Raw genomic sequence first — 2,074 nt, 5'->3', positions numbered from 1 at the left:
GTGCGCGCCTGGTTCGAGCGGCGCTTCCGCGCGCCCACGCCCGCGCAGGCCGCCGGCTGGCCGGCGATCGCGCGCGGCGAAGACGTGCTGATCGCGGCGCCGACCGGCTCGGGCAAGACGCTGGCGGCGTTCCTGCTCGTGATCGACCGGCTGGTGCGGCGCGCGCTCGAAGGCAAGCTCGAGGACCGACTCGAGGCGGTGTACGTCTCGCCGCTGCGCGCGCTCTCGCACGACATCCAGCGCAACCTCGAACAGCCGCTGGCCGAGATCCGCGCCGAGGCCAGGCGCATGGGGCTCGAGCTGCCGGCGCTGCGCGCCGCCGTGCGCACGGGAGACACTTCGCAGGCCGAGCGCCAGGGCATGCTGCGGCGCGCGCCGCACATCCTGGTCACCACGCCCGAGTCACTCTACGTGATGCTCACTTCGGAGCGCAGCCGCAAGCTGCTCGCCAGCGCGAACACGGTGATCGTCGACGAGATCCACGCGCTGGCGCGCGACAAGCGCGGCTCGCACCTGGCGCTGTCGCTGGCGCGGCTCGACGCGCAGGCCGAGCAGCGGCCGGTGCGCATCGGTCTCTCGGCCACGCAGCGGCCGATCGACGAGATCGCGCGCTTCCTGGTGGGCGCGGGCGAGCGGCCGTGCCGCATCGTCGACCTGGGTCACCAGCGCGATCTCGACCTGGCGATCGACGTGCCGCCGAGCGAGGACCTGGCCGCGGTGGCGTCGAAGGAGCAGTGGGACGAGCTGGTCGAGCTGCTCGCGGGCTACACCGCCACGCACCGCACCACGCTGATCTTCACCAACACGCGCCGCCTGGCCGAGCGGCTGGCGCACCGCCTGGGTGAGCGCATCGGCGCCGAGCACGTGGCCGCGCACCACGGGAGTCTCTCGCGCGACCGGCGGCTGCGCGTCGAGGCGCGGCTCAAGGCGGGCGAGCTGCGGGCGCTGGTGGCCACGGCGTCGCTCGAGCTCGGCATCGACATCGGCGAGATCGAGGTCGTGTGTCAGATCGGCTCGCCGCGCAGCATCGCCACCGCGCTGCAGCGCATCGGGCGCTCGGGTCACGCGCTCGGGCTGCGCCCCAAGGGCCGGCTCATGCCGACCTCGCGCGACGAGCTGGTCGAGTGCGCGGCGCTGGTGCGCGCGGTGCGCGCGGGCCGGCTCGACCGGATCAGCTTGCCCGTAGCGCCGCTCGACATATTGGCGCAGCAGATCGTCGCGGCCTGTGCGGTCGACGAGTGGCGCGAGGACGACCTCTACACCATGCTGTGTCAGGCCTGGCCCTACCGCGGGCTCGCGCGCGCCGACTTCGAGGCCGTGCTCGAGATGCTCGGCAGCGGCTTCGAGACACCCAAGGGCAAGCGCGCCGCCTACCTGCACCGCGACCTCGTGAACGGCCGCGTGCGCGCGCGCCGGGGCGCGCGGCTCGCGGCGCTCATGTCGGGCGGCGCGATTCCCGAGGTCGGCGACTACCGGGTCGTGCTCGACCCCGACGACACCACCGTGGGCACGGTGAACGAGGACTGGGCGATCGAGTCGATGGCCGGCGACGTGTTCCTGCTGGGCACGCACAGCTGGCGCATCCGGCGCGTCGAGTCGGGCATCGTGCGAGTCACCGACGCCCAGGGCGCGCCCCCGACGATCCCGTTCTGGCTGGGCGAGGCGCCCGCGCGCACGGCCGAGCTGTCGCGCGAGGTGTCGGACCTGCGTTCCGAGCTCGTCACTCGCCTCGAAGAGGGCGAGGACGCCGCAGCGCGCTGGCTCGCGGAGAGCTGCGGCCTCGACGTGCACGGCGCGCGCCAGGTCGCCCACTACGTCGGCGCCCAGCAGCGCGCCGTCGGCTGCGTGCCGACCCAGACGGAGCTCCTGGCCGAGCGCTTCTTCGACGAAGCCGGCGGCATGCAGCTCGTCGTTCACTCACCGCACGGTGCGCGCATCAACCGCGGCTTCGGGCTCGCGCTGCGCAAGCGCTTCTGCGCCTCGTTCAACATGGAGCTGCAGGCCGCGGCCACCGACGACGCGATCGTGCTGTCGCTGGGCAACCCGCAGACCTTCGACCTCGAGCAGCTGCCGA

At 73.6% G+C, this 2,074-nt stretch carries 1 protein-coding gene; it reads left to right on the top strand.

The window, feature by feature from the left end; translation table 11 throughout:
- On the top strand, positions 1 to 2,074 hold a 2,074-nt coding region (locus VMR86_16730; GenBank protein HTO08695.1), incomplete at both ends, for a DEAD/DEAH box helicase.

This window comes from Myxococcota bacterium, from assembly GCA_035498015.1.
In the GTDB taxonomy this organism is placed as follows: Bacteria; Myxococcota_A; UBA9160; order SZUA-336; family SZUA-336; genus VGRW01.
This window is presented reverse-complemented; position numbering and strand designations above follow the sequence as displayed.